The sequence below is a fragment of the Bordetella ansorpii genome, assembly GCF_900078315.1.
GTDB classification, from domain to species: Bacteria; Pseudomonadota; Gammaproteobacteria; order Burkholderiales; family Burkholderiaceae_B; genus Bordetella; species Bordetella ansorpii.
Map to the genome: position 1 here is coordinate 213,396 of NZ_FKBS01000014.1, position 23,447 is coordinate 236,842.

The following is a 23,447-nucleotide window of genomic DNA, read 5'->3' on the forward strand; positions in this document are numbered from 1 at the left end:
CGCCCGCCGCCTTTCCCAGCGATCACGATAAAACGGAGACAACCTCATGCAGATCGCCATTCTCGACGACTATCACGGCGTGGCTGAACGCTATGCCGACTGGAGCAGGCTGGGCCCGCAGGCCCGGGTGAAGACGTTCCGCGATCCGCTGCCCGCCGGGCCGGCGCGCGCGGCGGCGCTGCAGGATTTCGACGTGATCGTGGCGATGCGCGAGCGCATGCCGTTCCCCGCCGAACTGATCGATGCGCTGCCCAAGCTGCGCCTGTTGATCACCACCGGCATGCGCAACAACGCCATCGATGCCGAGGCCTGCACGCGCCGTGGCATCACGCTGTGCGGCGCGCCCGGCAGCGCCGATGGCAACAACGCCACGGCCGAGCTGGCCTGGTCGTTGATCCTGGCGCTGTTCAAGCACATTCCCCAAGAGCACGACAACATGCGCCGCGGCCTGTGGCAGACCGGCATGCCGCTGCTGCTGGCGGGCCGCCGCCTGGGGGTGGTGGGGCTGGGCAAACTGGGCGCCGGCGTGGCCAGGGTCGGCCTGGCCTTCGGCATGGATGTGGTGGCCTGGAGTCCCAACCTGACCGACGAGCGCGCGGCTGAAATCGGCGTCAAGCGTGTGGACAAGCGCGAACTGTTTTCCACGTCCGACGTGGTCAGCCTGCACGTGGTGCTCAGCGCGCGTTCGCGGCATACGGTCGATGCCGAGATGCTGGCCGCGATGAAGCCCTCGGCATTCCTGGTGAACACCTCGCGCTCGGGCCTGGTCGACCACGAGGCGCTGCTGGATGCGTTGCGCAAGAGGCGCCTGGCGGGGGCGGGGCTGGACGTGTTCGAGACCGAACCCCTGCCGCCCACCGACCCGCTGCGTTCGCTGGACAACGTGGTGCTGACGCCGCACCTGGGCTACGTCAGCCAGCCGAACTTCGAGGCGTTCTACCGCAGCGCTGTCGAAGCCGTGGCGGCCTGGGCGGCCGGCAGCCCGGTGCGGGTGCTGAATCCCGCGGCCTGATCAGCGGAACACGATGCGCTGTTCCTTCAGCGCATCCGCCGGCTCGGCACAGGGTTCGGCCGAGGCGTCTTCCGGATCGACGTGGTCGAAGGCCGTGTCGCCATCGGCGTCCGGCGTACCCGTGGGTTTCAGGCCCACGAAATCGAACAGATCCAGATCCATCAGGTGCGAAGGCACCACGCGCGACAGGGCGTTGAACACGTTCCATGAGCGGTTGGGATGCTTGCGGTCCCACTCCTGCACCATGCGGGTCACTTCCTTGCGCTTCAGGTTCTCCTGCGAGCCGCACAGGTTGCACGGGATGATGGGGAACTGCTTGAGCTGCGCGTAGGCGATCAGGTCGCGCTCGGGCACGTAGGCCAGGGGGCGGATGACGGTGTGGCGGCCGTCGTCGGACACCAGCTTGGGCGGCATGCCCTTCAACTTGCCGCCGTAGAACAGGTTCAGGAAGAACGTGCCCAGGATGTCGTCGCGGTGATGGCCCAGCGCGATCTTGGTCGCGCCCAGTTCATCGGCCACGCGGTACAGGATGCCGCGCCGCAGCCGCGAGCACAGCGAGCACATGGTCTTGCCTTCCTCGATCACGCGCGTGACGATCGAGTACGTGTCCTGCGTCTCGATGTGGAAGGGCACACCCAGATTGGTCAGGTAGTTGGGCAGGATCTCGGGCGGGAAGCCCGGTTGCTTCTGGTCCAGGTTGACCGCGATCAGCTCGAACGGAAACGGCGCGCGTTTCTGCAGCGTCATCAGGATGTCGAGCATCGCGTACGAATCCTTGCCGCCCGACAGGCAGACCATGATGCGGTCGCCCGCTTCGATCATGTTGTAGTCGGACAGGGCGCGGGTGGTCTCGCGCGCCAGGCGCTTGGTCAGCTTGTTGCCTTCGTGGCGGGCGCGGTCTTCGGCAGGCGAGCGCACGCGCTCGGGCTTCTGGACGTCCGCGGCGGCGGCTTGTTCGGGGAGGGCTTCGATGGCGTTCATGGCAATGAGGCGCTAGCGGCTGGTCTGGATCTCGACGCCCACGGCGTCGCAGTCCGAGAAAGCCATGGGCTTGCTGATGCGCAGCCGCAGCGAGCGGATGTCGGGAAAATCGGCCAGCAGTCGCTCGGCCACTTGTTCGGTCAGGGTTTCGATCAGGTTGACGTGCGCCTGCGTGCATTCCTGCACGATGGCGTCGCGCAGGCTGCGGTAGTCGAGCACGCTGTGGATGTCGTGGTCGTCAACGTCGCGGCGGATGTCGACGTCGAACTCCGCGTCGATGTGCAGCGGCTGGGTGGCACGGCGCTCGTGTTCGAGAATGCCGATGCGGGCATCCAGCGCAAGCCGGGAGATGATGATGCGGCGTGTCGCCATGATCGCAAAAACCTGTGGGGGGAAGCCCGCATTGTAAGGGGACGGGCAGCCGGGCGCGGCCGTCCGGCCCAGGGGCGGCGGCGCCACGGTGTGGGCGGGCTGCAACGTTCGGGCCCGCGGCCGTGGCTGACTACAATCGGGGCAAGCTGGCCGGAGCGCGCGGGCGCGTGCCGTCCAGCCGGCCCGTGGACCGGGCCGCTTTCAGCTTTCAGGAAAACACAGGATGCAGCAGGTATACGACGCGGTCATCGTGGGTGCAGGCCCGGCGGGCGCCTCGTGCGCGATCTGGCTGGCGCGGCTGGGCCTGTCGCCCGTGCTGGTCGAGGCCTCGGACCGCCTGGGCGGCCTGGGCAACGACAATCCCTTCCGCGATGACTGGATCGCGGTCCTGCCCGGCCAGACCGGCCAGCAGGGCGCGGCCAACGTCGCGCGCAGCGTGCAAGAGGCCGGCGTGCCGGTGCGCCTGCGCGCGCCGGCGCTGCAGGCGCGGCCCGTCAAGGGCGGTATCGAGGTCGCGCTGGGCGGCCAGGCCCAGGGTCAACTGCTGCGCGGCCGTGCCCTGGTCATCGCCTCCGGCGTGCGTGCCCGTGGCCTGCCGGGTCATCCGTTCGGGGCCGCGTGGCCGGGTGTGCTGGTCGGCCCCGGTTCGCCCATCGTGGCCCAGGACTACACCGGATTGAAGGTGGCGGTGCTGGGCGGCGGCGACAATGCCTACGAGAATTTCGTCTACGTGCGCAATCGCAGCGCGGGCGACGTGCATCTTTATGCCCGTACCGTGCGTGCCCAGCAGCAATGGGTGACGCGCGCCGGCCGCGATAACGTGCACGTTGGCGCGTACGAGGTCGACCCCGCCGCGCGCACCGTCGGTGGGCGGCGGTACGACCTGATCCTGGTTTTCTACGGCTGGGAGCCCCAGGCCGCTTTTGCCGATGGTCTGCGTCTGGCGCGCAGCGAGCGCGGCTACATCCAGACCGACTTCGCCACGGCCCAGACCAGCCTGCCGGACATCTATGCGATTGGCGAAGTGGCCAACCGCATGCATCCCTGCGTGGTCACCGCGATGGCCGACGGGGTGGTGGCGGCCAAGGACATCCAGCGCCGCTGGGAACGTGTGCCGCAGAGACGCGAAAGCGTCACTTAGTGCCTGTGTTCCAGGCTGTGTGCCTGGAATACTGCGCCTTTTGCTCAGGAATCGAGGGCATAGGCGTGAGGTACTTCAAGCCGCTTCAGATTTGCGGGCAGGTCATCAGCCTGGAGCATCTGGAGCCATTCACTTTTTCGTTCTACAGCTTGCGTGCGCAGCGCGAGCTGCGTGTGCACGTCACACATCAACCACTGCTTCACTCGCAAGAAAGAAGAGGGTGAATGCCCCGAAGGCTCTTGGGTGCTTCCTGATCGAGCCGGCCGATCCAGGGTGTTCTGCCGGGTTCGCTATGGATTGTCTCGGCAGTTGCCTGCCGTGATGGCCAGCTTGAACGACGCAAGGGCGAAAGTATGGGAGACCGCACATGAACGGAATTGGTGCCATGTCTTGCGGATCGACGACCCGGCAGGTCCGTACTATGTTTTCTTTGAAGTCAGGCGGGCTGGCAGTGCCGCACGAGGCAGGCAGGAACTGAACCTGATCGTAGAAAGCGCTTATCCACAGGATGCCGCCAAGCCCACCCCCGCACTTAGAGGCAGCATGGCTTTCCAGTTGCTTTGCGGAAAGGTATACCTTGGAGATAAGACGAATACCCGTCGCTGATAAAGCAGAAGGCGCTGAATATTCAGCGCCTTTTGGGTACACGTCAAAACCGATCCGGACACCATTTGCAATCTGCCTTGCGCAGATACAGTTTTCACTGCTGGGGAGCGCTCTATCTCATCCGGTCAGTCGCTCCGACGGCAAAACTTTAATGGACTTGAATTTTCAGGTCAAGCCGACCCGGGCGAATCTATCCCGCGTTCTGGCTCTCTGCGCTCACCACGCAATCCAGCGCGGCGGGCGCCGCCAGCCGCACGGTGTAGGCGCGCAGCTCGTCGCGGCGGAAGACGTGCACGCGCACGCGTTCGCCCGGCTGGTACTGCGACAGCAGCGTATCCAGTCCCGACGGCGCCTCGACGCGCAACCCGTCCACCGCCACCAGCACGTCGCCGGCCGACAGGCCCGCGCGATGCGCCGCGCCGCCTTCCAGCACGGTGGCCAGCACCAGGTTGTCGCCCTGCTTGCGCGTGCGCACGTCCAGGCCCGGGATGGCCGCGGCGGCCTTCCATTGCACGCTGATGCCATGCGGCGCCAGCAGTTCGGCCAGCGGCACTTCCGCCGTGCCGTAGGCATGGCGCGCCACGAAGCGGCGCACGTCCACGCCGGTGGCCTCGCGCACCAGCGCCGGGAAGGCGTCCTCGTCCAGGCCCTGGGGCTTGCCACGATAGAAGTCGCGGCCGTAGCGCTGCCACAGCAGCCGCATCACGTCGTCCAGCGAGTACGCGCCGTGGCTGTCGCGGCGGATGACCAGGTCCAGGCCCAGCGCCACCAGCGCGCCCTTGGTGTAGTAGCTGATCAGCGCGTTGGGCGAGTTCTCGTCCTGCTTGTAATAGCGCGTCCAGGCATCGAACGAACTCTCGGCCACCGACTGCTTGTGGCGGCCCGGCGTGCGCGCCACGCCGGTGACGGTCTTGCCCAGCAGGCGCAGATAGTCGGCTTGTGTGATGACGCCCGCGCGTAGCAACTGCAGGTCGTCGTAGTACGAGGTGAAGCCCTCGAAGATCCACAGCAGCCGGGTCAGGTTGGGCTGATCCAGCCGGTAGGGCGCGAAGGCGGCCGGCTTGATGCGCTTGACGTTCCAGGTGTGGAAGTATTCGTGGCTGACCAGGCCCAGGAAGGTGCGGTAGCCCTCGCCCTGGCCCTGTTGGCCCACCACGGGCAGATCCTTGCGCGAGGCCATCAGCGCGGTGCTGGCGCGATGTTCCAGGCCGCCGTAGCCATCGCCCGTGACCATCGTCATGAATACATAGCGGTCGCTGCTGTCCAGGAACGGCGCACGTTTGGTGCGCGGTTCGAAGAAGGCGATCTGCGTTTCGCAGATGCGGCGCACGTCGTCGACGATGCGCGCCATGTCCAGGCGTGGCGCCTCGCCGGTGAACACCAGTTCGTGCTCGGCGCCGTGCGCGGTGAAGCGCGCCACCTGCGGGGTGCCCATCTCGACCGGATGATCGATCAGCGCGTCGTAGCCGGGCGCGCGATACAGGCCGAAGCCGTGGCGGCGGGCGGCGCCCGTCACCCCGCGCGCCTCGGGCAGGCTGGTGTAGACCTTCCAGCCGTCGATGCCGCGCGGCGGCTGCAGGTCGACCAGGCAGGGTTCGGCCTCCTGGCCCTGCACGCGCAGGAACACGCTGGTGCCGTTGAAGAAGGCGTGGCTTTCGTCCAGGTGCGCGCCGCGCACGGACAGATCCCAGGCGTAGACGGTGTATTCGACGTGCAGCGGGCCGTCGCACGGCGCGGCCCGCCAGGTGTGGTTGTCGAGCTTGTCGATGGCGACCGGGCGGTTGTCCGCGCGGGCCGTCAGGGTTTCGATCTGGCGCGAGAAATCGCGGATCAGGTAGCTGCCGGGAATCCAGGCGGGCAGGGCCAGGCATTGGCCGTGCGGATCGGGGCGGGTGACCGTCAGCGATACGCGATAGCGGTGGCCGGTGGGATCATACGGCTGCAGGCGGTAAATTATGGGTGCGTCGTTCATCCGCCTATCTTATTCCTATCCCCCTCTGGAGACATTCAATGAGCGAATCGTTCGTGCTGGTCGAGACCCGCGGCCGGGTCGGCCTTCTCACCCTGAACCGGCCCAAGGCGCTCAACGCGCTCAACGATCAACTGATGGACGAGCTGGGGGCTGCGTTGCTGGCCTTCGATGCGGACGAGAACATCGGCGCCGTCGTCATCACGGGCAGCGAGAAGGCCTTCGCGGCCGGCGCCGACATCGGCGCCATGAAAAGCTGGACGTACATGGACGTCTACGGCAGCGACTACATCACCCGCAACTGGGAAACACTCAAGCGCGTGCGCAAGCCCGTCATCGCCGCGGTGGCCGGCTACGCCCTTGGCGGCGGCTGCGAACTGGCGATGATGTGCGACATCCTGATCGCCGCCGACAACGCCAAGTTCGGCCAGCCCGAGATCAAGCTGGGCGTCATTCCCGGCGCGGGCGGCACGCAGCGCCTGCCGCGCGCCGTGGGCAAGGCCAAGGCCATGGACATGGTGCTGACCGCGCGCATGATGGGCGCCGAGGAAGCCGAGCGCGCCGGCCTGGTCTCTCGCATCGTGCCCGCCGACAAGCTGCTGGACGAGGCCATCGAGGCCGCGACCGTCATCGCTTCGATGTCGCTGCCGTCCGTCATGATGGCCAAGGAATGCGTCAACCGCGCCTACGAGTCGCCGCTGAACGACGGCCTGCTGTTCGAGCGCCGCGTCTTCCACTCGCTGTTCGCCACGGAAGACCAGAAGGAAGGCATGGCCGCATTCGCGGAAAAGCGCGCGCCGACATTCAAGCATCGTTAAAAGTGGTTACATGAGGATGGGCCCGCCGGATACATTTTCCGGGGTTCCGCCTCGGGCCCGCGAGCCGCGCCGTCATTGGGCTGCGGGCCGTTTCCCGCCATGCCGGGCGAAGGGGGGCCGACCCCGATCGCGTAGCCCGTTGAAACTTTTGCGCAGTACTCTGTTGCAGCAACGCGGCCTATCCTGATCGGACATCATTTCCGATCGAGCCGCGCCGGCAAGCCCCATCCGGGCCCTTTTCCGTCTGCGCGCGGGCTCTTCTTCCCTCAACAAGCAGGAGCCTCTCATGCGTATCCGAGCAATACCCACGCGCCGCTGGCAGGCGGCCGCCTTGGCAGGTGTATTGAGCGCCAGCTTGGCCGGCATCGCCCACGCCCAGTCCTCGCAGGTCACGCCCATGTACCCCGCCACCGACGCCTCGGGCATGCCGCGTCCGTCGATGCGCTTGGTTTCGCAGACCCCCGTTCCCGCACCGGCGCCCGTTCCATCCATTCCCGTCGCGGCGATGACAGGCGCCGAACTGCGCGACGCCGCGATCGATGCCTACATCTACGCCTATCCGATGGTGCTGATGGAGATGACGCGCCGCGCTTCCACCAACGTGCAGACGCCCCTGGCCGGCCGCGCGCCGATGAACCAGTTCGGCCACCGCACCGCCTATCCCGATCCGCGCGCCACCGACGTGGCCTGGCCCAGCACCGACGCGCTGTATTCCAGCCTCTGGTACGACGTGAGCCGCGAGCCGCTGATCATCCAGGTGCCCGCCGCCGACAAGCGCTACTACCTGCTGTCCCTGCATGACATGTGGTCCGACATGTACGCCGCGCGCGGCACGCGCACTTCGGGCAATGTGGCACAGACCTTCGCCATCGTCGGCCCCTCGTGGAACGGCACGCTGCCGCCGGGCGTGGATACGGTGCGCAGTCCGACCAACCAGGGCTGGATGATCGGCCGCGTGCAGACGCCCAGCGCCGCCGATTACGCGGTGGTCAATCAGTTCCAGGGCAACATGATCGCCGCGCCGCTGAGCGCCTGGGGCCGAGGCTACAGCACGCCGGCCGGCCAGGTGAATCCGGCCTGGAGCGGTCAGGGCACGCCCGCAGAGCAGGTCGCGGCCATGGATGCGGCGACCTACTTCACCCTGTTCGACGAACTGGTGCGTGCCAATCCGCCGCACGCCAACGACTATCCCATGCTCGACCGGTTGCGCCGCATCGGCTTCGGCCGCGGCCAGGCTTTCTCGTTCGGCGCGCTGGAGCCTTCGGTGCAGCAGGCGCTGGCCGAAGCGCAGCCGGTGGCGGGCCGCCGCATCGCCGATGCGGTCCACATGCTGGGCACGCCGGTCAATGGCTGGACCGTGGTGCGCAACGGCATCGGCACCTACGGCACCGACTACACGCGCCGCGCCGCCGTGGCCTATGCCGGCCTGGGCGCCAGTACGCCCGAGGAAGTGCTGTATCCGGTGACCGCCATCGACGACGAAGGCGAGCCGCTGCGCAGCGACGAGGACTACGTGTTGCACTTCGACCGCGGCCAACTGCCGCCGGTGGATGGCTACTGGACGCTGATCCTGTATGACACCCGCCCGGGTTTCACGCAGAACCCGATCGGCCGCTATGCCCTGTCCAGTACCGATCAACTGAAGTACAACCAGGACGGCTCGCTGGACATCTACATCCGCCGCGATCCGCCGTCGAAGGACAGGCAGTCCAACTGGCTGCCCGCGCCGCAGCAGGGCAACTTCATGTTGAACATGCGTCTGTATGCGCCGCGCAACACGGCGTTGGACGGCCTGTGGGGCCCGCCGCCGGTGCGCGAGGATTGACAAAAGCCATCCGGGGCGGCGCCCGCCGCCCCGTCATCCCTCTCGGGGGCGGGCTTTTCCCGTCCCTGTTATCCTCCGATTCGCAACCCATCCAGGACCGCCGCTCGGCCTGCCTCCGAGGCAGGCTGACGGCTGCCTTGCAATTTGCTGCGGCTGTCCAAAACACGCTATACTTCGCGGGTTTGACGCTTGCGGAAAAGCAAGGGGATACACCCTAGGTTTTGAACCCAACGGTGATGCAACGCCGGCGGGATAAAGCCTGCCGCAATGGGAAGGGAAGAGGAAGACGTGCCGGTGAGTCCATTCAATCGCTGGCGCTACGTCCTGCCCTGTTCGGCCTGAGGGGGCAAGCTGGTGCAAAAGAGTTTGGTACTGACCGATGCTGATCGCACGGCGCTCAATGCACGAGCCTGCCGGGAAATTCTCCTGGTTCTAGCCGCCCAGGCGGCGATGGGACTCGCAGCGGCAACAATAGCGGGGATATTTGCGGGGGCGGCTGCGGGGCTGTCGGCATTACTTGGGGCGGTGGCATATCTGGTGCCCAATGCGCTGTTCGCGCTGCGTCTTCTTGTGGGTGTCGCAAGGTCTGCACGAAGCAACCCTTTCGCCTTTCTCTTCGGTGAGCTGATCAAGCTTTTCGCAACAGCGTTGTTGCTGGGACTGCTGTCCTGGCTGGCGCGCGAGTGGCTGGTGTGGCCGGCGGTGTTGCTGGGCCTCATTCTCACACTGAAGGGCTATCTTCTGCTGTTGTTGTTGCGCAAGCTGTCATAGCAGTATTTAACAATCGTGGGTAGTCCGGGCCTCCAGTCCGGAAAGCACAGCAAAAGGGTGGGTTTCACATGGCTGCAGCCAGCGGCGCGTCGCCTCAGTCCGAGTACATTCAGCACCACTTGGTGCACTTCAACAATCTGGGCGAAAAGCAGACTGCCATCGCCCAGTTCGAAGTCATCAATTACGACTCGCTGTTCTGGTCCATCCTGATGGGTGCGATCGTCGTCGTGTTCCTGTGGATGGCCGCTCGCCGCGCCACCTCGGGCGTGCCGACCCGATTCCAGGCTTTCGTCGAGATGGTCGTGGACATGGTCGACGACCAGGCCAAGGGTATCGTCACCAACGCCAAGAGCCGCCTGTTCGTGGCGCCGCTGGCCCTTACGGTCTTCCTCTGGATCGTCCTGATGAACGCGCTCGACCTGATCCCGGTCGACCTGCTGCCGTCCATCTGGCGCTGGACGGGCCTGGGCGCCCACCACGGCGACCCGCTGTACTACCACCGCATCCTGCCCACCGCCGACCTGAACGTGCCCATGGGCATGTCGCTGGGCGTGCTGCTGCTGATGTTCTACTACGGCCTCAAGATCAAGAGCCCCGGCGGTTTCGTCAAGGAACTGTTCACGGCGCCCTTCCACGCGCATGGCGTCGGCGCCATCGTCCTGGCCCCCTTCAATTTCCTGCTCAACCTGATCGAGTACGCGGCCAAGTCCGTGTCGCTGGGCATGCGGTTGTTCGGCAACATGTTTGCCGGCGAACTGGTGTTCATGCTGATCGCGCTGCTGGGCGGCGCCTGGACGGGCTTCAATGGCACCAGCATCGGCTTGGGCATCGGCCAGGTCCTGGCCGGTTCCGTGTGGGCAATCTTCCACATCATGATCGTGCTGCTGCAAGCATTCATCTTCATGATGCTGACGCTGGTCTATATCGGCCAGGCTCACGAAGGCCACTGATTTTTCCAGTTTCCCTGGTGCGCGTCTCGCGGCGCGGGCCGGGTCGCAAGAGTTTCTTGCAAAAGAGTTTCTTGCATTCCAAGCAGTTCCCGTTTTCTCAACAAAATTCTGACTTCAGATTTCTAACCAAGGAGTTGTCATGACCAACGTTGCTTTCGTTGCTCTCGCTTGCGGTCTCATCATCGGTCTGGGCGCCATCGGCGCTTGCATCGGCATCGCACTGATGGGCGGCAAGTACCTGGAAGCTTCGGCTCGTCAGCCCGAACTGATGAACGCCCTGCAGACCAAGATGTTCCTGCTGGCCGGTCTGATCGACGCGGCGTTCCTGATCGGCGTGGGTATCGCCATGCTGTTCGCCTTCGCCAACCCGTTCGTCGGCTAAGGCGCCGTCCGCTGCCCAGCGCAGCGGACTCCCCGCCGGTGGCGATGCAGGCAACGGCATCGCCACCGGCAAAGTATCGAAAGCTTCGGGTCCGTCTTCAGCGGGCCCAGCAAGGTGTCTAAGGAACGACCGTGAATCTGAACGCGACAATCTTCTTCCAGATGCTCGTGTTCTTCGTTCTGGGCTGGTTCACGATGAAATTCGTGTGGCCGCCCCTGACGAAGGCGATGGACGAGCGCCGCCAGAAAATCGCAGATGGCCTGGCCGCTGCGGAAAAGGGCAAGGCCGATCTGGCCCAGGCCCAAGCGCGCGCCAGCCTCATCGAGGCTTCTGCCAAGTCCGAGAACCACGCTCGCATCGTCGAGGCCGAGAAACAGGCCGCCTCGCTGATCGAGCAAGCCCGTCGCGAAGCCGAGGCCGAGCGTGCCCGCATCGTGGCGCAAGCCGCACAGGATGCCGCCCAGGAAGTGCAACGCGCTCGCGATGCACTGCGCGACGACGTCGCCGCGCTGGCCGTCAAGGGGGCCGAGCAGATCCTCAAGCGCGAGGTCAACGCCCAAGCCCACGCCGAGCTGCTCAACCAGCTCAAGGCGCAGCTCTAAGGGAACGCCAAGATGGCTGAACTTTCCACTGTCGCCCGTCCGTACGCCGAGGCCCTGTTCGCCGCGGCGCGCGACGACCAGGCCGGGCTCGCGGGCTGGGCCGATCTGGTAGACGAACTCGCCCAGATCGCCGGCAACCCCGACGTGCGCGAGGCCCTGGCCGACCCGCGTCTGGGCGATGCGCAACGCGCCGACGTCTTCATCGGGCTGGTCAAGACCAGCCTGCCGCAGGCTGCGCGCAATTTCATCGAACTGCTGGTCCAGAACGACCGCCTGCTGTTGCTGCCGGTCATCGCCAGCCAGTTCACCGCGCTGAAGAATCGTCACGAAGGCACGGCGCAGGCGGAGATCACCAGCGCGTTCGAACTCACCGAGGCCCAGGTCGCTGATCTGGTCGCCGCGCTCGAAGTCAAATTCGGTCTCAAGCTGCGTCCGCACGTCACCGTCGATCCCTCGCTGATCGGCGGCGTGCGCGTGGCCGTCGGAGACCAGGTGCTCGACACTTCCGTTCAAGCCCAGCTGGCTCGCATGCGCGACAAGCTGGCCGCCTGACGCAGCCGGCACAGACCCAATCAGGATTCCAGGAGTCAATATGCAACTCAATCCCTCCGAGATCAGCGAACTGCTCAAGAGCCGCATCGAGGGCCTGGGCGCTTCCACTGACGTTCGTACCCAGGGCACCGTCGTGTCCGTGACGGACGGCATCACCCGCATCCACGGCCTGTCGGACGTGATGCAGGGCGAAATGCTCGAATTCCCCAACAACGTGTTCGGCCTGGCCCTGAACCTCGAGCGCGACTCCGTCGGCGCCGTGATTCTGGGCGACTACACGGGCGTGTCGGAAGGCGACCAGGTCAAGACGACCGGCCGCATTCTCGAAGTGCCCGTCGGCCCCGAACTGCGTGGCCGCGTGGTCAACACGCTGGGCGATGCGATCGACGGCAAGGGCCCGATCAACGCCAAGCAGACCGACATCATCGAAAAGGTCGCTCCGGGCGTCATCGCCCGCCGCTCCGTGTCGCAGCCGCTGCAGACCGGCGTCAAGGCCATCGACTCGATGGTGCCGATCGGCCGTGGCCAGCGCGAGCTGATCATTGGCGACCGCCAAACCGGCAAGACCGCCGTTGCCGTCGATACCATCATCAGCCAGAAGGGCAAGAACGTCACCTGCGTGTACGTCGCCATCGGCCAGAAGGCATCGACCATCAACAACGTCGTGCGCAAGCTCGAAGAGCACGGCGCGCTGGAATACACCATCGTCGTGGCCGCTTCGGCCTCCGACTCGGCCGCCATGCAGTACCTGGCTGCCTACGCCGGTTGCACGATGGGCGAATACTTCCGCGACCGCGGCGAAGACGCCCTGATCGTCTATGACGATCTGACCAAGCAGGCCTGGGCCTACCGCCAGGTGTCGCTGCTGCTGCGCCGTCCGCCGGGCCGCGAAGCCTACCCGGGCGACGTGTTCTACCTGCACTCGCGCCTGCTGGAACGTGCCGCCCGCGTCAACGAAGAGTATGTCGAGAAGTTCACCAACGGCGCCGTCAAGGGCAAGACCGGTTCGCTGACGGCCCTGCCGATCATCGAAACGCAAGCCGGCGACGTGTCCGCGTTCGTGCCGACCAACGTGATCTCGATCACCGACGGCCAGATCTTCCTGGAAACCGACCTGTTCAACGCAGGTGTGCGTCCCGCCATCAACGCCGGTATCTCGGTGTCGCGTGTGGGCGGCGCTGCCCAGACCAAGGTCGTCAAGAAGCTGTCCGGCGGTATCCGTACCGACCTGGCCCAGTACCGTGAACTGGCTGCGTTCGCGCAGTTCGCTTCCGACCTCGACGACGCCACCCGCCGCCAGCTCGAACGCGGCAAGCGCGTGGTCGAACTGCTGAAGCAGCCGCAGTACCAGCCGCTGCAGGTCTGGGAACTGGCCGTGTCGCTGTACGCCGTCAACAACGGCTACCTGGACGACGTGGACGTGGCGCAAGTGCTGTCCTTCGAGAAGGCCCTGAAGGATCACCTGAAGGCCAAGCACGCCGACCTGATCCAGCGCGTGGAAGACACCAAGGAACTGTCCAAGGATGACGACGCCACCCTGGCTTCGATCGTCCAGGAGTTCAAGAAGCACGGTGCTTTTTAAGGCACGTCTGAACTGAGCGGGGGCGTTCGATCGTTCCCCGCGCGGATCAGACCGGAATCGCCCGGCGCAAGCCGGTCCGGCCGAATCAACAGGAAAGCGCAATGCCCGGAATCAAGGAAATCCGAACCAAGATCAAGAGCGTGCAAAACACGCGCAAGATCACCAAGGCGATGGAAATGGTCGCCGCGTCCAAGATGCGCAAGGCGCAGGAACGGATGCGCGCTGGCCGTCCGTACGCCACCAAGGTGCGCGAGATCGCCGCGCACCTGATGCAGGCCAATCCCGAGTACTCCCATCCCTACCTGATCGAGCGTGAGGTCAAGGCCGTGGGCGTGGTGATGGTCACGACGGACAAGGGTCTGTGCGGCGGTCTGAACACCAACGTCAGCCGTATCACCCTGGCCAAGCTGAAGGAATTCCAGCAGAAGGGCGTTGCGGTGCAAACCACGGCCTTCGGCAACAAGGGCCTGGGCCTGTTGACGCGTATCGGCGCCAAGCTGGTCTCGCAGGAAGTCCACCTGGGCGATCAGCCCGACATGGACCGCCTGCTGGGCGCCATCAAGGTGCAGCTGGACGACTATCTCGAAGGCCGCATCGACGCGCTGTATGTCGCGACGTCGCGCTTCATCAACACGATGCGCCAGGAACCCGTGTTCCTGCGCCTGCTGCCGCTGGCAAGCGGCCTGGACGATCCGTTCCAGATCGGCGCCTCCGATCTGACGCCGATCGAACAGATCAAATCGGAATACAGCTGGGACTACATCTACGAGCCCGACGCCAAGAGCGTGATCGACGCGCTGCTGCAGCGTTACGTCGAAGGCCTGTTGTACCAGGCCGTGGCCGAGAACATGGCGTCCGAGCAGTCCGCCCGCATGGTCGCCATGAAGGCGGCGTCGGACAACGCCAAGAAGGTCATCGGTGAGCTGCAGCTGGTCTACAACAAGACCCGTCAGGCGGCGATCACCAAGGAAATTTCGGAAATCGTAGGGGGCGCGGCCGCTGTCTAAGCTGGCTGCAACCCGTCACAAGCTATCAAGCAAGGAATCGACATGAGCAACGGAACCATCGTTCAGTGCATCGGCGCCGTGGTGGACATTCAGTTCCCCCGCGATCAGATGCCCAAGATCTACGAAGCGCTCACGCTGGCTGACGAGAGTTCCTCGTTCGCAGAGCAGGGCCTGACGTTCGAAGTCCAGCAGCAGCTGGGCGACGGCGTGGTCCGCACCATCGCCCTGGGCTCCAGCGACGGCCTGCGCCGTGGCATGTCCGTGGCCGGCACCGGCGCACCGATCTCGGTGCCGGTGGGTACGGGCACGCTGGGCCGCATCATGGACGTGCTGGGTCGTCCGATCGACGAAGCCGGCCCCATCGCCTCGGACGAAAAGCGCGGCATCCACCAGGCCGCTCCCGCCTTCGACGAACTGTCGCCGTCGGTCGAGCTGCTCGAAACCGGCATCAAGGTTATCGACCTGGTGTGCCCGTTCGCCAAGGGCGGCAAGGTCGGCCTGTTCGGCGGCGCCGGCGTGGGCAAGACCGTCAACATGATGGAACTGATCAACAACATCGCCAAGCAGCACAGCGGCTTGTCGGTGTTCGCCGGCGTGGGTGAGCGTACCCGTGAAGGCAACGACTTCTACCACGAAATGGAAGAGTCGAACGTTCTGGACAAGGTCGCCATGGTGTTCGGTCAGATGAACGAACCCCCGGGCAACCGTCTGCGCGTGGCGCTGACCGGCCTGACCATGGCCGAGAAGTTCCGCGACGAAGGCCGCGACATCCTGTTCTTCGTCGACAACATCTACCGCTACACGCTGGCCGGTACCGAAGTGTCGGCACTGCTGGGCCGTATGCCGTCGGCCGTGGGCTACCAGCCCACGCTGGCCGAGGAAATGGGCAAGCTGCAAGAGCGTATCACCTCGACCAAGACCGGCTCGATCACCTCGATCCAGGCCGTGTACGTCCCTGCGGACGACTTGACCGACCCGTCGCCCGCCACGACCTTCCAGCATCTGGACTCGACCGTGGTGCTGTCGCGTGACATCGCCGCCCTGGGTATCTACCCGGCCGTGGATCCGCTGGATTCCTCCAGCCGCCAGCTCGACCCGCAAGTCGTGGGCGAAGAGCACTACCAGGTGGCCCGTGGCGTGCAGCAGACGCTGCAGCGCTACAAGGAACTGCGCGACATCATCGCGATTCTGGGCATGGACGAACTGTCGCCGGAAGACAAGCAGGCCGTGGCCCGCGCGCGCAAGATCCAGCGCTTCCTGTCGCAGCCGTTCCACGTCGCCGAAGTGTTCACGGGTTCGCCGGGCAAGTACGTGCCGCTGGCCGAAACCATCCGTGGCTTCAAGATGATCGTCAACGGCGAGTGCGATTCGCTGCCCGAGCAGGCCTTCTACATGGTCGGTACGATCGACGAGGCCTTCGAGAAGGCCAAGAAGCTGCAATAAGCGCCGAGGGCAAAGCCCCCCTACGCGCTGGCGCTTGCCCCCAAGGGGGCGAAGCCGGATCCGCGGTGCGCTGGCTCGGGGCGGGGTCTTTCTTTCGGCGAGGGTGGCGTACTGCGCCATGAACAACTGATATATGGATCCGACATGGCTATCCTGAAAGTGGACGTCGTCAGTGCGGAAGAAGCGATCTTCGCCGGTGAGGCAAAGTTCGTGGCGCTGCCTGGCGAGTCGGGCGAGCTGGGCATTCTGCCCGGCCACACGCCCCTGATCTCGCGCATCCGCCCGGGTACGGTCAAGATCGTGCGTCCGGACAACTCCGAAGAGAACATCTTCGTTGCCGGCGGCATTCTGGAAGTGCAGCCGGGTACGGTCACGGTGCTGGCCGACACGGCCATCCGTGCCGCCGACCTGGATGAAGCTCGTGCCCTGGCGGCGCGCGAAAAGGCCGAAGAGGCTCTGCGCAATGCCAAGGACAAGGCTGACATCGCCGTGGTCGAGGCCGAACTGGCCGCGCTGACCGCGGAAGTCGCTGCGGCGCGCAAGATGCGCACGCCTTCGACGCGTCATTGAGATGGCGCCGGTGGGCACCCCGCCCGCCGGACGGACCATCCTGGTTCAGAAAGGGGCGTATTCGTACGCCCCTTTTCCATTGTTGCGTGCCATGCATCGTCGCGTACGTAGTTCCCGCAGTGCGTGAATTACGAATTTCCCGAGTGCGTGCCAGTCCGTAAGCTGCGTTCCTGACATCGCTTTGCGGAAATACGACATGCGTGAATGTTTCGAATGTGCCCTGTTGGTGGCGCCCGAGGGCGCGGCGGGTGCTGCGTCCTGGGTGCAGCCCGAGCTGTCCGGCGAACGGCTGCGGCTGCAGGCGCATGCGTTGGCCGAATGCTCGGCGCCCGATGCCGATCCGGCTTCTCTCATCGCCGCCGCCTCGCTGCATCTGCAGCGCTACGACGCCTGCCTGCTGCCGGTCGAGCCGTCTAGCTTGCAGTGGGTGCGCCTGGCACTGTTGCGCGCCCAGGGCGTGCTGCGCATCCCGGTGTTGGTGCTGTCCCACGAGGTCAAGGCGCCTGCGCTGGCCGATCTGTTGGCATTGGGCGCGGCCGATTTCCTGCGCGCACCCCTGTGTACCGAGGAGCTGCGGGCCCGGTTGCTGCGCATCGTGGCTCGCCGCGGCGCGAGGTCCGAGCCCACGGTGGGCTATCCGGCTCCCCGGCCGCCCGACGGCGGGGGCTGGCCAGGCGTTACGGTCCAAGAGGCCATGCCGGCGTATTCGCGGGTCGGCAGGGCGGCATATCGTACGGTGCCGGGGCATACGCTGCCAGGCATGGCGGCGCGCCCCATGCCTACGGATACCTATCCGCGTGGTCATATCGGATCCAGGCGGTTCACCGGCAATGCCGATTCCGACTGTGCCACCGTTCGCCCGCGCGCACGGCAGCATGACGACACGGCAGAGGCGAAAGCACCGCCGACCTTCTCCAACGAGCCCTTCCGGCAGGCCAAGGCGCGCGTGGTCGATGGCTTCGAGCAGGACTATCTGCGGCAGGCCTTGCAGCGCCACCAAGGTAACGTCGCGCAGGCCGCCAAGGCGTCGAACAAGCACCGGCGCGCGTTCTGGGCGCTGATGCGCAAGCACCGCATCGAGGCGGCGCCGTATCGCGTCACCCCGCAAGCCCAGGCGTCGTGATGTCCCGATCAACAGCCGTCCAAGGGCGACGCGCGGGCAAGACGCCTGCGAATGCCTGGCGGGCACGGGTGGCGACAGCAGGCCTTGACCAGGGCAGTAAAATCATCGCTTCAGAATCCAAAGGTTTCCCGTGTCCTTCCCCGCCCTGAAAAATGATGTGTTCCTGCGCGCGCTGATGCGCCAGCCGGTGCCTTACACGCCCATCTGGCTGATGCGCCAGGCGGGGCGGTATCTACCCGAGTACAACGCCACGCGTACGCGTGCGGGCTCCTTCATGGGGCTGGCGCAGAATCCGGCGTATGCCACCGAGGTCACGCTGCAGCCGCTGGAGCGTTACGACCTGGATGCCGCCATCCTGTTCTCCGACATCCTGACGGTGCCGCATGCCATGGGCCTGGGCCTGGATTTCGTTGCCGGCGAGGGACCGCGTTTCGCCCATCCGGTGCGCAACGAAGACGATGTGGCGCGCCTGGCCGTGCCCGACATGGATTCCCTGCGCTATGTGTTCGATGCCGTCACCAGCATTCGCCGCGCCCTGGACGGCAAGGTGCCGCTGATCGGTTTCGCCGGCAGCCCCTGGACCATCGCCTGTTATATGGTCGAAGGCCGCGGCAGCGACGACTACCGGCAGATCAAATCGATGCTGTATGCGCGTCCCGACCTGCTGCACCGCATGCTCGAGATCAACGCCGAAGCCACCCGCCAATACCTGAACGCTCAGATCGCGGCAGGCGCGCAAGCCGTCATGCTGTTCGACAGTTGGGGCGGCGTGCTGGCCGACGGACTGTTTCAGCAGTTCTCGCTGGCCTACACCCGCAAGGTGGTGGCCGGGCTGACGCGCCAGCACGAAGGCAAGGACATTCCGGTCATCGTGTTCACCAAGGGCGGCGGCAGCTGGTTGGAAGAGATCGCCGCGTGCGGCTGCAATGCGGTCGGCCTGGACTGGACGGTCAACCTGGGTCAGGCGCGCCTGCGCGTGCGGGATGCCGTGGCGCTGCAAGGCAATCTCGATCCCATGACGCTGTTCGGCGGCGCCCAGGCCGTACGTGCCGAGGCGCGCCGCGCGCTGGACGCTTTCGGGCAGGTCGGGCAGGGGGGGCACGTCTTTAACCTGGGCCACGGCATTTCGCAGTACACCCCGCCCGAAATGGTTGCTGAGTTGGTCGACGAAGTGCATACGCACAGCCGCCGCTACCACGCAGAGTAAGTGGTTGCTTCTCTGTTGGAGGGCTTTACGGGCTCGCCCCCGGGATCGAGTTGTGCACAAGTTCGGCTTGACCCAGTTCAGCGCATTGAACCTACGGTGCATTCTTGGAAATTTCCATAACTTGCTGATTTGTATGTGGAAAATAGGAATTTGCACGAATGCCGGTAGTCGTGCTAGCAACAAGTGTTGCTTAAGTTTAGTGCGGCGCGGCATGTTTTCCCCAATGTTATCCACAGGCTTTCCGGCCCAGTTTTCCCACTGGATCGATCACTGAGCCCCGCCAGTCGCTTAGCGGCTACATCCAGAATTCACTTTAAGTTCGGCCCGCCTGCCGCCGCCTTTCCGGACCCCATGATCGAACTGGTTTCTCCCGATTCCGCCGCCTCGGCGTCCGCCCCCCAATGGGTGCGGGTGGCGCTGGACGTGCCGTTGCCGGGCCCGTTCGATTACCGCTGCAACGAACCGGTGGAAGTCGGCCTACGCGTGATCGTGCCATTCGGACGGCGCAAGCTGGTGGGCGTGGTCGTCGAGCTGCCGGATGCGCCATCCATCGACGTGGCCCAGGTGAAAGATGTCGAGCAGGTGCTGCGTGATCTGCCGCCTTTTCCCCAACGCTGGCTGAAGCTGGCGCGGTTCGCGGCCGACTATTACCAGCGTCCGCTGGGCGAAGTGATGCTGCCCGTGCTGCCGCCGCCATTGCGCAAGCCGTCGGCCTACCAGGGCAAGCGCTCGGGCCTGGGGCCTGTCGCACGGCGCGATGCGCGCAAGTCGCGGGGGACCTCCACGGCAACGGTGCCCGACCAGGCGCCGGCCCTGAATGAAGAGCAGCAGGCGGCCGTCGATGCCATTTGCGCGTTGCAGGCTTTCAAGCCCGTGTTGCTGCATGGCGTCACGGGCAGCGGCAAGACCGAGGTGTACCTGCGCGCCGCGCAGCGGGTGCTGGCGGCTGGCCGGCAGGTGCTGTTGCTGGTGCCCGAGATCAACCTGACGCCGCAACTCGAGAACGCGCTACGCGCCCGGCTCGAATCCATCATCGGGGCGGATGCCGTGGCCGTGCTGCACAGCGGCCTGGCAGACGGTGAACGCATACAGGCCTGGGCGGCCGCGCAGCGCGGCCAGGCGCGCATGCTGCTGGGCACGCGCATGGCCATCTTCGCGCCCATGCCCGAACTGGGCCTGATCGTGGTCGACGAAGAGCACGATCCCTCGTACAAGCAGCAGGAAGGCCTGCGCTATTCGGCACGCGATCTCGCGGTATGGCGCGCGCACGACCTGGACATCCCCGTGGTGCTGGGCTCGGCCACGCCCGCGCTGGAGTCCTGGCACCATGCCGAACGCGGCCGCTATCTGCGCCTGACGCTGAATAACCGCGCGCGCGCCAGCAGCCTGCCGCGCGTCCGTCTGGTGGATACGCGGCGCCTGCAGATGCAGCAGGGCCTGTCGCCACAACTGGTCGAGGCCATCGGCCAGCGGATCGAGCGAGGCGAGCAGGCGCTGGTGTTCCTGAACCGCCGCGGCTATGCCCCGGTGCTGCATTGCAATTCGTGTGCCTGGGTCAGCAACTGCCCGCGCTGTTCCGCGTTCACGGTGCTGCATCGTGGCGCCGGTGCGGGGGGCTATCGGCTGCACTGCCACCATTGCGGCTATCAGGCACAGGTGCCGCGCGCCTGCCCCGAGTGCGGCGACCAGGACCTGAATCCCATGGGCCGAGGCACGCAGCGCGTCGAGGAACACCTGGCCGAACTCTTCCCGCAGGCGCGCATCTCGCGCATCGATGCGGACAGCACGCGCCGCAAGGGCAGTGCGCAGGCTCTGTTCGCCGCCGTGCATGCCGGCGAGGTCGACATCCTGGTGGGAACACAGATGGTGTCCAAGGGGCACGATTTCGCGCGGCTGGGGCTGGTGGGCGTGATCAATGCCGATTCCATGCTGTTCGCGCAGGATTTCCGCGCCCCCGAGCGCCTGTTCGCCCAGTTGATGCAGGTGGCTGGCCGTGCCGGCCGCCATACCGCGGGCGGTGAAGTCATCATTCAAACGGGCTATCCCGAGCAACCGGTCTACCAGGCCTTGGTGCGGCACGACTACGCGGGCTTCGCGCGCCACTCGCTGCAGGAACGCGAAGAGACCGGCCTGCCGCCGTTCGCCTATCAGGCCCTGCTGACCGCCGAAGCCCGCGAACTGGTCCAGGCGCTGGCGTTCCTGCAGCGCGCCCGCGACGTGGCCGACGAGGCCGATCTGCCTGCGCTCGATCTCGTGACGCGGTACGATCCCGTACCGTTGCGCGTGGTGCGCGTGGCCCACGTCGAAAGGGCCCAGTTGCTGGTGGAAAGCACCAGCCGCCCCGCGTTGCAGGCCTTCCTGACCGCCTGGTCCGCCTGGCTGCCGCACGTGGCGGCCGAGTCGCGCGTGCGCTGGCAACTGGAAGTCGATCCCCTGGAAATCTAATTCACGCGATGAGCGCTCCTGAACCCACTTCCGTACCGGCCGGCCTCAATCCCGCGCAGCGGGCGGCGGTGCTGTACCTGGACGGTCCTTGCCTGGTGCTGGCCGGCGCCGGCAGCGGCAAGACGCGCGTCATCACCCAGAAGATCTCCTATCTGCTGCGCGATTGCGGCTACATGGGCCGCAACGTGGTGGCGCTGACGTTCACCAACAAGGCCGCGCGCGAGATGGCCGAACGCGTGAAGACGCTGGTCGACGGCAAGCTGGCGCGCGGGCTGACCATCAGCACCTTCCACGCGCTGGGCGTGCGTTTCCTGCGCGAAGAATCCGCCAGCGCCGGCTTGAAGCCCCAGTTCTCGATCCTGGATTCCGACGATGCCATGTCCATCATCCAGGAGCTGCTGCAGACCACCGACAAGGGCCGTCTGCGCGAGGTGCAGTCCATCATCTCGCTGTGGAAGAACGGCCTGATCGACCCTGACGAGGCGGCCAAGGTGGCCAACACGCCCACCCAGGTCGAGGCCGCCATCGTCTTTCGCAGCTACGCCGCCACGCTCACGGCCTACCAGGCGGTGGACTTCGACGACCTGATCCGCCTGCCCGCCGAGATCCTGGCCAGCAACGAAGCCGTACGCACCAAATGGCAGAACCGCGTGCGCTATCTGCTGGTGGATGAATACCAGGACACCAACGTGTGCCAGTACCGGCTGGTGCGGCTCTTGACCGGCGACCGCGCCATGTTCACGGCCGTCGGCGACGACGACCAGGCCATCTACGCCTGGCGCGGCGCCACCGTCGAGAACCTGGCGAAACTGCCCAGCGACTATCCGCAGTTGAAGCTGATCAAGCTCGAACAGAACTACCGTTCGGTGCAACGCATACTGGCCGCGGCCAACAGCGTCATCGAGCGCAATCCCAAGCTGTTCGACAAGAAACTGTGGTCCGAACTGGGCTGGGGCGAGCCCATCACCATCTCTCCCATGGATGGCGACGAGCACGAGGCCGAGTCCATCGGCATGAAGATCTCGGCATCGCGCTTCGAGCGCAAGAACAACTGGAAGGATTTCGCGATCCTGTATCGCGGCAATCACCAGGCGCGCGTGCTGGAGCAGGCGCTGCGCAACCTGAAGATTCCGTACACCATCTCGGGCGGGCAGAGCTTCTTCGACAAGGCCGAGGTGCGCGACATCCTGGCGTATCTGCGCCTCTTGGCCAACGAGGAAGACGATCCGGCCTTCATCCGCGCGGCCACCACGCCCAAGCGCGGCATCGGGCAGGGCACGCTGCAAACGCTGGGCACCTATGCGTCGCAACGACATATCTCGCTGCTGGCCGCGGTCGGTGAGATCGGCCTGGAATCCCTGCTGCAGCCGCGCCAGCTCGAGCCGCTGCGCACCTTCGCCGATTTCATCATCCGCATGCAATGGCGCGCCGGCAAACCGGCCGCCACCGTCGAAGAGGCGCGTCCGCGCGAAGCCGCAGGCCCGTTGCTGGACGAGCTGCTGTCGACCATCCAGTACGAACGCTACCTGTACGACATGTTCGACGAGAAGCCCGCGCAGACGCGCTGGCAGAACGTGCTGGAACTGGTCAGCTGGCTCAAGCGCAAGGCCGAGGAAGACGACATGGCCCTGGTCGACCTGGTGCAGCACGTGGCGCTGGTCACCATGCTGGAGCGCGGCGACGAGGAAGAACCCGACGCGGTGAAGCTCTCGACCCTGCATGCGTCCAAGGGCCTGGAGTATCCGCACGTCTATCTGGCCGGTGTCGAAGAGGGCTTGCTGCCGCATCTGGGCAAGGAAGACGACGACACCGGCGATCCCGAACGCGCGGCCGAGAACCTGGCCGTGCGCATCCAGGAAGAACGCCGCCTGATGTATGTGGGCATCACGCGCGCCCAGCGCACGCTGCACCTCAGTTGGTGCCGCCGCCGCCGCCGCGCACGCGAAGACCGCGTCTGCGAACCCTCGCGCTTCATCGAGGAAATGGGCCTGGAGCAGGCCAAGCCCCAGGAAGACGAAACCACGCGCGCCATGAGCCCCAAGGAACGCCTGGGGATGCTCAAGGCGCTGTTGAACAAGCCTTCCTGATC

20 protein-coding genes are annotated in these 23,447 nt (G+C 65.7%); 17 read left to right on the forward strand and 3 right to left on the reverse strand.

Annotated features, from left to right (window positions below; genetic code table 11):
• The first annotated feature begins 46 nt into the window (after window positions 1–46).
• A complete protein-coding gene (locus A7W11_RS08630) occupies window positions 47–1,012 on the forward strand; it encodes a D-2-hydroxyacid dehydrogenase family protein (protein ID WP_066410602.1) in 966 nt (321 codons plus the stop codon).
• Here A7W11_RS08630 and ttcA read toward each other — a convergent pair whose 3' ends face one another.
• Both ttcA and folB read right to left on the reverse strand, forming a co-directional pair.
• Window positions 1,013–1,993 carry a tRNA 2-thiocytidine(32) synthetase TtcA gene (gene ttcA / locus A7W11_RS08635; protein WP_082887158.1) on the reverse strand — a complete coding sequence of 327 codons (981 nt, stop codon included), beginning with the start codon at window positions 1,991–1,993 and terminating at the stop codon, window positions 1,013–1,015.
• Window positions 1,994–2,005: 12 nt separating this feature from the next.
• Complete coding sequence (folB, locus tag A7W11_RS08640) at window positions 2,006–2,365, reverse strand: dihydroneopterin aldolase (protein WP_066410603.1); 360 nt, start codon at window positions 2,363–2,365, stop codon at window positions 2,006–2,008.
• A gap of 223 nt (window positions 2,366–2,588) precedes the next feature.
• Between folB and A7W11_RS08645 the strand changes: the two genes are divergently transcribed.
• Entirely contained in the window at window positions 2,589–3,506 is a 918-nt protein-coding gene (locus A7W11_RS08645; RefSeq protein WP_066410604.1) for an NAD(P)/FAD-dependent oxidoreductase, read from the forward strand.
• 796 nt (window positions 3,507–4,302) lie between these two features.
• Here A7W11_RS08645 and A7W11_RS08650 read toward each other — a convergent pair.
• A complete protein-coding gene (locus A7W11_RS08650) occupies window positions 4,303–6,084 on the reverse strand; it encodes a M61 family metallopeptidase (RefSeq protein ID WP_066410605.1) in 1,782 nt (593 codons plus the stop codon).
• A gap of 38 nt (window positions 6,085–6,122) precedes the next feature.
• Here A7W11_RS08650 and A7W11_RS08655 point away from each other — a divergent pair, with 38 nt between their 5' ends.
• The 15 genes from A7W11_RS08655 to A7W11_RS08725 all read left to right on the forward strand — a co-directional run bounded on the left by A7W11_RS08655 (window position 6,123) and on the right by A7W11_RS08725 (window position 23,445).
• Window positions 6,123–6,899: an enoyl-CoA hydratase gene (locus tag A7W11_RS08655; protein ID WP_066410606.1), complete on the forward strand. Its 777-nt coding sequence runs from the start codon at window positions 6,123–6,125 to the stop codon at window positions 6,897–6,899.
• 286 nt (window positions 6,900–7,185) lie between these two features.
• Entirely contained in the window at window positions 7,186–8,724 is a 1,539-nt protein-coding gene (locus A7W11_RS08660) for a DUF1254 domain-containing protein (protein WP_066410607.1), read from the forward strand.
• 354 nt (window positions 8,725–9,078) lie between these two features.
• Window positions 9,079–9,495, forward strand: a complete 417-nt coding sequence (locus A7W11_RS08665; protein ID WP_082887159.1) for an ATP synthase subunit I — start codon at window positions 9,079–9,081, stop codon at window positions 9,493–9,495.
• A 68-nt stretch (window positions 9,496–9,563) separates the two neighbouring features.
• The gene (gene atpB / locus A7W11_RS08670) at window positions 9,564–10,445 is read left to right on the forward strand and encodes a F0F1 ATP synthase subunit A (RefSeq protein WP_066410609.1); all 882 of its coding nucleotides are present in this window, start codon (window positions 9,564–9,566) and stop codon (window positions 10,443–10,445) included.
• A gap of 139 nt (window positions 10,446–10,584) precedes the next feature.
• Window positions 10,585–10,827 (forward strand): F0F1 ATP synthase subunit C, encoded by a 243-nt coding sequence (atpE, locus tag A7W11_RS08675; protein ID WP_003815363.1) that lies wholly within the window; start codon window positions 10,585–10,587, stop codon window positions 10,825–10,827.
• A 131-nt stretch (window positions 10,828–10,958) separates the two neighbouring features.
• Window positions 10,959–11,429 (forward strand): F0F1 ATP synthase subunit B, encoded by a 471-nt coding sequence (locus A7W11_RS08680; RefSeq protein ID WP_066128612.1) that lies wholly within the window; start codon window positions 10,959–10,961, stop codon window positions 11,427–11,429.
• Between the two features lie 12 nt (window positions 11,430–11,441).
• Entirely contained in the window at window positions 11,442–11,981 is a 540-nt protein-coding gene (locus A7W11_RS08685) for a F0F1 ATP synthase subunit delta (protein WP_066410610.1), read from the forward strand.
• Window positions 11,982–12,021: 40 nt separating this feature from the next.
• Window positions 12,022–13,563 carry a F0F1 ATP synthase subunit alpha gene (gene atpA / locus A7W11_RS08690; RefSeq protein WP_066410611.1) on the forward strand — a complete coding sequence of 514 codons (1,542 nt, stop codon included), beginning with the start codon at window positions 12,022–12,024 and terminating at the stop codon, window positions 13,561–13,563.
• Window positions 13,564–13,664: 101 nt separating this feature from the next.
• Window positions 13,665–14,570: a F0F1 ATP synthase subunit gamma gene (gene atpG / locus A7W11_RS08695; protein ID WP_066410612.1), complete on the forward strand. Its 906-nt coding sequence runs from the start codon at window positions 13,665–13,667 to the stop codon at window positions 14,568–14,570.
• A 42-nt stretch (window positions 14,571–14,612) separates the two neighbouring features.
• Window positions 14,613–16,013: a F0F1 ATP synthase subunit beta gene (gene atpD, locus A7W11_RS08700; RefSeq protein ID WP_066410613.1), complete on the forward strand. Its 1,401-nt coding sequence runs from the start codon at window positions 14,613–14,615 to the stop codon at window positions 16,011–16,013.
• 144 nt (window positions 16,014–16,157) lie between these two features.
• Complete coding sequence (locus tag A7W11_RS08705; protein ID WP_066410614.1) at window positions 16,158–16,583, forward strand: F0F1 ATP synthase subunit epsilon; 426 nt, start codon at window positions 16,158–16,160, stop codon at window positions 16,581–16,583.
• 196 nt (window positions 16,584–16,779) lie between these two features.
• Window positions 16,780–17,706, forward strand: a complete 927-nt coding sequence (locus A7W11_RS28715; protein ID WP_066410615.1) for a helix-turn-helix domain-containing protein — start codon at window positions 16,780–16,782, stop codon at window positions 17,704–17,706.
• 130 nt (window positions 17,707–17,836) lie between these two features.
• The gene (gene hemE / locus A7W11_RS08715) at window positions 17,837–18,913 is read left to right on the forward strand and encodes a uroporphyrinogen decarboxylase (protein WP_066410616.1); all 1,077 of its coding nucleotides are present in this window, start codon (window positions 17,837–17,839) and stop codon (window positions 18,911–18,913) included.
• 351 nt (window positions 18,914–19,264) lie between these two features.
• Window positions 19,265–21,358 carry a primosomal protein N' gene (locus A7W11_RS08720; RefSeq protein ID WP_066410617.1) on the forward strand — a complete coding sequence of 698 codons (2,094 nt, stop codon included), beginning with the start codon at window positions 19,265–19,267 and terminating at the stop codon, window positions 21,356–21,358.
• An 8-nt stretch (window positions 21,359–21,366) separates the two neighbouring features.
• A complete protein-coding gene (locus tag A7W11_RS08725) occupies window positions 21,367–23,445 on the forward strand; it encodes a UvrD-helicase domain-containing protein (protein WP_066410618.1) in 2,079 nt (692 codons plus the stop codon).
• The last annotated feature ends 2 nt before the right edge of the window (window positions 23,446–23,447 follow it).

Bases quoted from the DNA above. Each gene is read 5' to 3' on its own strand.
- A7W11_RS08630 (WP_066410602.1), top strand. From the start codon at position 47: ATGCAGATCGCCATTCTCGACGACTATCACGGCGTGGCTGAACGCTAT.
- ttcA (WP_082887158.1), bottom strand. From the start codon at position 1,993: ATGAACGCCATCGAAGCCCTCCCCGAACAAGCCGCCGCCGCGGACGTC.
- folB (WP_066410603.1), bottom strand. From the start codon at position 2,365: ATGGCGACACGCCGCATCATCATCTCCCGGCTTGCGCTGGATGCCCGC.
- A7W11_RS08645 (WP_066410604.1), top strand. From the start codon at position 2,589: ATGCAGCAGGTATACGACGCGGTCATCGTGGGTGCAGGCCCGGCGGGC.
- A7W11_RS08650 (WP_066410605.1), bottom strand. From the start codon at position 6,084: ATGAACGACGCACCCATAATTTACCGCCTGCAGCCGTATGATCCCACC.
- A7W11_RS08655 (WP_066410606.1), top strand. From the start codon at position 6,123: ATGAGCGAATCGTTCGTGCTGGTCGAGACCCGCGGCCGGGTCGGCCTT.
- A7W11_RS08660 (WP_066410607.1), top strand. From the start codon at position 7,186: ATGCGTATCCGAGCAATACCCACGCGCCGCTGGCAGGCGGCCGCCTTG.
- atpB (WP_066410609.1), top strand. From the start codon at position 9,564: ATGGCTGCAGCCAGCGGCGCGTCGCCTCAGTCCGAGTACATTCAGCAC.
- atpE (WP_003815363.1), top strand. From the start codon at position 10,585: ATGACCAACGTTGCTTTCGTTGCTCTCGCTTGCGGTCTCATCATCGGT.
- A7W11_RS08685 (WP_066410610.1), top strand. From the start codon at position 11,442: ATGGCTGAACTTTCCACTGTCGCCCGTCCGTACGCCGAGGCCCTGTTC.
- atpA (WP_066410611.1), top strand. From the start codon at position 12,022: ATGCAACTCAATCCCTCCGAGATCAGCGAACTGCTCAAGAGCCGCATC.
- atpG (WP_066410612.1), top strand. From the start codon at position 13,665: ATGCCCGGAATCAAGGAAATCCGAACCAAGATCAAGAGCGTGCAAAAC.
- atpD (WP_066410613.1), top strand. From the start codon at position 14,613: ATGAGCAACGGAACCATCGTTCAGTGCATCGGCGCCGTGGTGGACATT.
- A7W11_RS08705 (WP_066410614.1), top strand. From the start codon at position 16,158: ATGGCTATCCTGAAAGTGGACGTCGTCAGTGCGGAAGAAGCGATCTTC.
- A7W11_RS28715 (WP_066410615.1), top strand. From the start codon at position 16,780: ATGCGTGAATGTTTCGAATGTGCCCTGTTGGTGGCGCCCGAGGGCGCG.
- A7W11_RS08720 (WP_066410617.1), top strand. From the start codon at position 19,265: ATGATCGAACTGGTTTCTCCCGATTCCGCCGCCTCGGCGTCCGCCCCC.
- A7W11_RS08725 (WP_066410618.1), top strand. From the start codon at position 21,367: ATGAGCGCTCCTGAACCCACTTCCGTACCGGCCGGCCTCAATCCCGCG.